Annotated in this window: 6 protein-coding genes; 5 read left to right on the plus strand and 1 reads right to left on the minus strand. The window is 32.9% G+C overall.

Annotated elements, in window-relative coordinates; translation table 11 throughout:
• The first annotated feature begins 629 nt into the window (after positions 1-629).
• Positions 630-1,805, plus strand: coding sequence for a NupC/NupG family nucleoside CNT transporter (locus H9636_RS18650; RefSeq protein WP_191709056.1), 1,176 nt, complete (start codon positions 630-632; stop codon positions 1,803-1,805).
• Positions 1,806-2,177: 372 nt separating this feature from the next.
• Here H9636_RS18650 and brnQ read toward each other — a convergent pair whose 3' ends face one another.
• Complete coding sequence (brnQ, locus tag H9636_RS18655) at positions 2,178-3,530, minus strand: branched-chain amino acid transport system II carrier protein (RefSeq protein ID WP_191709057.1); 1,353 nt, start codon at positions 3,528-3,530, stop codon at positions 2,178-2,180.
• A gap of 381 nt (positions 3,531-3,911) precedes the next feature.
• On the opposite strand from brnQ, the gene H9636_RS19210 reads away from it, so the two are divergent.
• The 4 genes from H9636_RS19210 to H9636_RS18670 all read left to right on the plus strand — a co-directional run bounded on the left by H9636_RS19210 (position 3,912) and on the right by H9636_RS18670 (position 7,309).
• Positions 3,912-4,172, plus strand: a complete 261-nt coding sequence (locus tag H9636_RS19210) for a Mur ligase domain-containing protein (protein WP_225230340.1) — start codon at positions 3,912-3,914, stop codon at positions 4,170-4,172.
• Positions 4,173-4,219: 47 nt separating this feature from the next.
• Entirely contained in the window at positions 4,220-5,374 is a 1,155-nt protein-coding gene (locus H9636_RS18660; protein ID WP_225230341.1) for a Mur ligase family protein, read from the plus strand.
• Positions 5,375-5,517: 143 nt separating this feature from the next.
• Positions 5,518-6,456, plus strand: a complete 939-nt coding sequence (locus tag H9636_RS18665; RefSeq protein WP_191709058.1) for an oxidoreductase — start codon at positions 5,518-5,520, stop codon at positions 6,454-6,456.
• Complete coding sequence (locus tag H9636_RS18670; protein WP_191709059.1) at positions 6,449-7,309, plus strand: hypothetical protein; 861 nt, start codon at positions 6,449-6,451, stop codon at positions 7,307-7,309. The genes H9636_RS18665 and H9636_RS18670 overlap by 8 nt, the downstream gene beginning before the upstream one ends.
• Positions 7,310-7,497: the final 188 nt, after the last annotated feature.

Here is a 7,497-nt window from a genome sequence, read left to right on the forward strand (position 1 = left end):
AAGAAAAAGGTGAATTTGAGTTTCCTCAAATTCACCTTTCTCACTATTTGAAGCTAGTTATGTCCCAGCCTCTTTTTCTTGTATGTTCAAAAAGTAATAAAATTGGTAGGAACTCATGAAGTAACATGAGTAAATAGGCTACTGAAATTAAATTAAATCGATGTAATGAAAGGAAAAATATTATTTTAAAATATTTTATTGAGTCATTAAAATTTGAATTTTTAAATATTATTCATCCTTGTAAAGGATGGGGTTATTGAGAGAAAGTTCCTATGTAGTAGTAAATAGGATGCTTACTATTCTGAAAATTAATTAAACGTTGGAAGTATATAAATAATAGTTGCATCGTGTATAAAATTATAATAATATAGAAAATGTTTTCTATGCTTTTATTCATCATGCGATATATGGGTTTTTAAGGAAGTTATGTTCAAAAAGATAGTTTGGTAAATTCATGTTGGTTATCAATCAGTGTATAACACAATCAACTTACGGAAATAGCTGAAATTATTATTATGATTTCTTGCATTAAATTTCGCAAAAAGTGGTAGCGGTTTCATCATTTTTTTTAAAATAAAGAATTATTTTGAGTCATTATAAGACCACTTCTGTGATTTGGAGGAAAAAAATTGACAATTATTATAGGAATTTTAGGCATCCTTGTCTTAATCGGTATTTCGTGGGTTATGTCTAATGATAAAAAAAATATAAATTATCGTGCAGTTGGTATCATGTTGGCTGTACAGCTTTTTTTAGCTTGGTTTATGCTGAATACTACGATTGGAAAAACGATCATACAAAAAATTGTAGATGTATTTAACAAAATCCTATCATTTGGACATGAGGGCATTTCATTTGTATTTGGTGACTTGTCAGCAAAAGGTTATTTTTTCCTTGATGTTCTTATGATGATTATTTTTGTCTCTGCTTTACTTTCAATATTAACTTATACAAGAATTTTACCATTAGCGATTAAATATATTGGTGGTTTGGTTGCAAAAATTACTGGACTTCCAAAGGTTGAATCATTCGTAGCGGTAAATTCAATGGTTTTTGGTGATACGACAGCCATTCTTTCTGTACAGTCTCAAATACACAGACTTAGTCCTAATCGTCTGTTTATCGTTGCAACCTCCTCACTTGTGGCGGTATCATGCTCGACACTTGGAGCTTACTTACAAATGATTCCTGCAGAGTATGTATTAGTCGCGCTACCGATAAATGTATTTTCAGGTTTAATTTTATCTTCTATCGTATGTCCAGTTACAAAAGAAGAAGATTATGATATTGACGTAAAAGAAATGATTCCTGAAAAGTCATTATTTGAAGCGATTGGTAATGGTACGATTATAGGTGGTAGAACAGCTCTTATTGTAGGTGCAATGTTAATAACGTATATGGCATTATTGGCATTGATCAACTTTGTTTTAAATGGCATTGTAGGAATGACTTTCCAAGAAATTGTAGGTTATATTTTCGCACCGATTGCCTTTATTATGGGTATACCTACCTCTGAAATTGTTGAAGCAGGTTCTATTATGGGTACTAAAGTAGCTGCCAACGAATTTGTCGCAATGCTTGACTTTGTGAAGATATTCCCAGACATGTCTACAAAAACAGTAGGGATTGTATCCGCTTACTTAATTTCATTTGCTAACTTTTCTTCTATTGGTATTATTTTAGGAACTGTTCAAGCAATAAATCATGATCAAGCTAGCCAATTATCCAAAGTTGGACTAAAAGTTTTATTAGTGGCGACAATGGGATCTATTTTAACTGGAACAATTGTTGGACTATTTCTTTAAAGATTCATTTTGCATGTTGATTTTGAAAATGAATTGGAACAAAAAACTTTCGTCTTTGCATATTGATGAGTTGATACAAATTGGTAAAGGCAACCGTAGGAAAAATGAATTTCCTAAAGTAGGGAATATTAATTTTTATTTAACCTCGAGGTGAGATTTAGAATTCCTATCTCATCATTTCTGTTATTTACCATTACTATAGATCGTTATAAATTTCTTCTAAATAAGTGAAGAATGAAAAAATAGAAAGGGACAGGCAGGTTATCGTCTGTTCCTTTTGCATGTGTATGGTGTTTAGCTATGAAGAACATTAAGAAGGAATTAAAAAATAGGACCAGCTTAGAAATAACCTAAGCTGGTCCTCCATTAGCGTTATATCACTTTTGCCTTTTTAGCGTTCTTTGGCCATAAAAGACCGATAACGACACCGACTACAGCTGGTAAGATCCAGCCTAGCCCAATATCGTAAAATGGTAAATTATCCATGTAGAATAATTTAATCGATTCAAATAAAGGGATTGATGCTTTTGGTAAACTGTCGATTAACGCAGTGTAGCCGTCGAAGAAGCTTACACAAAAAGTAAAGAACATTGCGGTTGCGTAAACACTTTGCTTATTCCCGAATAAAGAGGAACAAAGGGTTAATAAAATAAGAACAATTGCTAAAGGATACAGTAACATTAATACGGGAATCGCATATTGAATAATATTATTTAGACCGAAGTTGGCAATTATAAATGACATGAGACATAAGATTAGAACAAATAGTTTATAACTTACTTTCGGACAAATCTGATTAAAAAATTCGCTGCAAGATGTGATTAATCCAATACTTGTTTTTAAACAAGCGAGTACAATAATAATAGCTAATAATATAGAGCCCCATGATCCAAAATAATGCTGAGCCACTGCAGAAAATATTAACCCTCCATTATCATAGGTTCCGATAGCAGATACGCTTGATGCCCCCATATAGGTAATGAGTCCGTAAATAAGCACCATTAGCAACATGGCGAAAATCCCTGATTTCCAAGTTGCTTTCGCAATCTCCTTTGAATTGGTGATGCCTTGTCCCTTAATTGCTGTAATAACAACTATACCGAATGCTAGTGACGCAAGAGCATCCATCGTGTTATACCCTTCCTTAAAGCCCGTTATAAAAGCTAAATCACTATAGTTACCAGTTGGATTATTAAAGTGACCCATTGGTTTGACGATAGCTATGACAATTAACATAAATAAAAATAATAAAAATGCAGGAGTTAAATATTTACCGATATAATCGAGAATTTTTGCTGGATTTAGAGAGAAATAATAGACAATTGCAAAAAATACAAAGCTAAATACCCCAAGGTATAAACTACTGTGAACTGGATTAATATACGGTTCAAACCCGACCACGAAAGGTACTGTTGCTGTTCGCGGAATTGCAAAAAACGGCCCAATCGTTAAGTAAAGTGCCACGGAGAACACAACTCCAAATAACGGATGTACCCGACTCGCTATATCTCGTAATCCATTACTCCCAGATAACCCAATGGCTAATATCCCCATAAAAGGTAACCCGATTGCGGTTATAAGAAAGCCAATTAGTGCTGGCCAAAAATTCGTGCCAGCTAATTGGCCCATTTGGATTGGAAAAATTAAATTTCCCGCACCAAAGAACATACCGAACAACATTGTGCCGATAATAGCGTATGTAGAAAATGATAATTTTTGTTGCATATTTGTGCTCCTTCTAGATGAATTGATTTTTTATTCTAACACCTTTTTTAGGGATTAGCTATAGCAATAAAATAAACTTAAAGAGAATTTTGATTTTTGAAGAATTTGGAGAGGAATTCAGATTTAAATGGTACATGTAGATATTACAGCTGGTAGAGCTCTTATTAAAGAAAAAATTAGTAAAAAATAGTACAAGCCAAATAATGGTTTGTACTATTTTTTATTATATTTCCCAACTGAATGAGCAAATTAATTAAAAGTAAATGAGGTTCGGAAATTTTCTGTTTTCACTGTATAGACAACATTTTAACTTCGGATGTAATTCTTTGATAGCAATCTCAATCACCATTAGTTAAACCCAATTGATAGGAGTAAACATGAATGAAATTAAAACATTTAATCAATGCTCTTGAAGTTGACATAGAACCTGAAATAGCAGATTTCTTCATAAAGGGAGTGGCAGATAATTCTTCGGATGTATCGGAAGATTATCTATTTGTTGCTATAAAAGGTTATAAATCGAATGGGCATGATTATATTGACGATGCAGTTAAGCGGGGGGCTTCTGTAGTTGTTGGTGAAATGGATCTGGATTATTTACCGGTACCTTATATTAAAGTCACTAATAGTCGAAGGCGTTAGGAATTATTGCAAATAATTTTTATCATAATCCATCTAAAGAAAAAATAATGATTGGCATAACAGGTACAAATGGGAAAACAACTACCAGTTTTATGATTAAACATATATTAGAAAGTAATGGTTATACTTGTTCTTTATTTGGTACGATTCAAAATATGATTAACGGTGAAGTGTGTGATAGTAAAAATACCACTCCAGGTTCTTTAGTGTTGCAAAGACTTTTATCAGAAAGTAAAGATGAAATCGTTATTATGGAAGTTTCTTCCCATGGATTATCCCAATTTCGAATTGAAGGCATTACTTTTGATATTTGTCTATTTACAAATCTAGATCATGAGCATTTAGATTATCATGATACGATGGAAGATTACTTTCAAACAAAGTTGTTGTTATTCGATTATTTAAGAGAAAATGGACATGCCATTGTGAACACTGATAATCAATGGGGAAAAAAATTAGTTGGCAAATTACATGATAAAAAAATCGTTGTGCATACGTTAGGACAATCGGAAAGCAATCAATTTCAAATACTCGATTTAAATATAAAATGTGCCACCCTTGTCCATGTAGCAGAGGAAGAGGAAATGGTTGAACTTTCATCACCAATGATAGGTGTACACAATATGTATAACACGATTATGGCGTACATTACAGCAAAATTGCTAGGAATTAAAAAGGAGTTCATTAGTCAAGCTGTTAAGCGATTTAAAGGAGTAAAAGGGAGGTTTGAAATGGTATCCTTACATAATCAAGCTACTGTAATAGTGGATTATGCTCATACAGCGGATGCAATCTATCATTGTTTAACGACTGCAAAAAAATTTGGTGCAAAACGGATCATCCATATTTTTGGCTTTCGCGGAGATCGGGATGAAAGTAAGAGACAAGGGATTATTAAAGTTTCTACTGAACTAAGTGACCAATTTATATTAACTGTAGATGATTTGAATACAGTTCCTTTAAATGAAATGATGGGCATATTAAATAAATTAAATAACGATTATGGGAACAATAAAGGAATTGTACTACCCGATCGAACTGAAGCAATTAAGTGGGCCATTGAAAATAGTGAACAAGGTGATTGGATTATCATTACTGGTAAAGGACATGAACTGTACAAACAATCATTTCGTGTACCTTCCCATACAGATAAAGAAACGGTTTTATATATTGAAAATGAAGAAAAAAGAAGTAGTATGTAAGAGGGAGGCAATTGAGCTTTCCTCTTTTTTTGCCATCCACGTTGTTCATAATGGGGAATTTGAACTTTTTCATCTATTGGAACGTCATAGTACAAAATTTAATATTTCCATAATTTGAAAACAAAGAGGAGGGATTATTTAGTTTGAAAAAATTAATCATCACGATCTCTATATTGATGGTTTTGATCATTTGCATCGCCATAGTTGCTTATCAAGACGACAGTCAAACTACTTTATCGACACCCGAACAAATTTTTGAAGAACAAAAGGAGACAAAAAATCAAACAGCTGAATTAGGGTTGAATCCATTACATCCCGTCTCTGTTGAAGATTCAATTGGTTATTCTTTACAAAACAATCAGCTAAACATTACTTATGATAATGGAAAGAGTTGGACTACGGTCCCTGTTGGAATTAGCGAATTATTTTCAGGAGAATATAATGGCAATCAACAAGAACTAATCGTGAATAGTTTTGTTTTGAACAAAAAAAGAGCAGCTTTCTTATATGCGGATGGACAAGATTTGGCGAGCCAACGGGTTTTATTGAAATATTCCTTCGATCAGGGAAATACATGGAAAGAAAGTGTCATTTCAGAACAGTTTCCAGTAATTCGTTTTCGGAAATTAGCATTTTTGAATGATCAATTTGGATATGTCATTTTATCAGGAGACCGTACAATGTCACAAGAATATTCCGTCGTTTTTATAACGAATGATGGAGGGATTACGTGGAAAGAAACAAATAATTCAGGTGTGACGCGCTTAATTTCAGATGGTGGATTTATTGATAAAACAACTGGTTTTTTATCCTTTGGAACGATTAATCCAGAAGAACCAGACTTTTATGTTACACAAGACGGTGGTGTGTCGTGGACGAAATCAAACATTCAAATTCCAATAGAATTCAATAAAATTTTCGTAACCGCTGAAATTCCGTTTAAAGAAAATGATCAATTAGCCGTACTTGTCAATCAAGGACCGAATGGTGATTATCAGGGTGGGAAAGTAAAAGGAAAATTTATTTCATCAGATAATGGGTTAAATTGGACATTTCAAAAGGAGGTAGTACCTAATGAATAACAAAGGAAAAATCATGAACGTTATTGCTTGGGTACTTTTCCTTCTGGCAATAGGTTTCTTTTGCTTGCAAGTAGGTTACTTTTTAGCCCATGAAAAATTTCAAATTGAATATATGGATAATCGTATCTTTTACATCATTAACATCTGTTTTGTTCTATGCTTATTTTTCGGTGTTGTATTACTACTACGACTTAATAAAAAATCACTTTTTTTTACTTTCATTATCGGGAGTGCGTTGATTGTTGTGAATGTCATCTTATGTATTTCGAATAACCAACAAGTTCGGAATATAGTCAGCATATCACCAGATTTTCAACATGTACTATCCATTAAAGAAGATCGAAAAGAAGGGGAGTCGATTTACTATCGCTCATCTTTTCTTATTTTTGCGCGGCCGATGGATAAGTTACCGTATGAAATGAATGGGGAATATAAAGTGGAATGGTTGACTAATGATATTGCAGCTTTTACATACAAAGCGAAAAATCAAACAGTTCATCAATTTATTGCTACTTATGGCGATCGAGGTAGTGGTATATCTTATTATAATGTAGGTCCGGAAATTCAAGGGAAATGGCAAAGTGGAGACGTAGAAGTGATAAGTGATATGGATGGTATAATGGTTACAGAAAAGGGTATTACAGAGCGGTATGATTGGGATCATATTATACAATTTGGCACTTTAGCTATCGTGTTAATGAAAAATGATGAAGCTGTTTGGACAATTGCTTTAGATGAAAATTTTAAAGTGGAATCCGATTCATCTATATCATTAACAAATGAAATAATTTTATATAAAGCAAGTATGGAAGAAAATCAACCGATTCAAATGCACTATAAAGGCTTGAATTAAATTAGGAGCATCAATTTAAAAAAATTGATGTTCTTTATTATTGAAGCGAAAAGTTTAAATAGTTCTTATGGATTCCTAAAAAAGAAAAAGGGAAGGGGTATATCCCTTCCCGCAGACTGTAGACAAACTCGAAATTTCGAGTTTGCCTACAGTCTTTTTTCTTTTAAAATAAAAGTAATAGTTTCTGA

It is taken from the genome of Ureibacillus galli, assembly GCF_014836845.1.
In the GTDB taxonomy this organism is placed as follows: domain Bacteria; phylum Bacillota; class Bacilli; order Bacillales_A; family Planococcaceae; genus Ureibacillus; species Ureibacillus galli.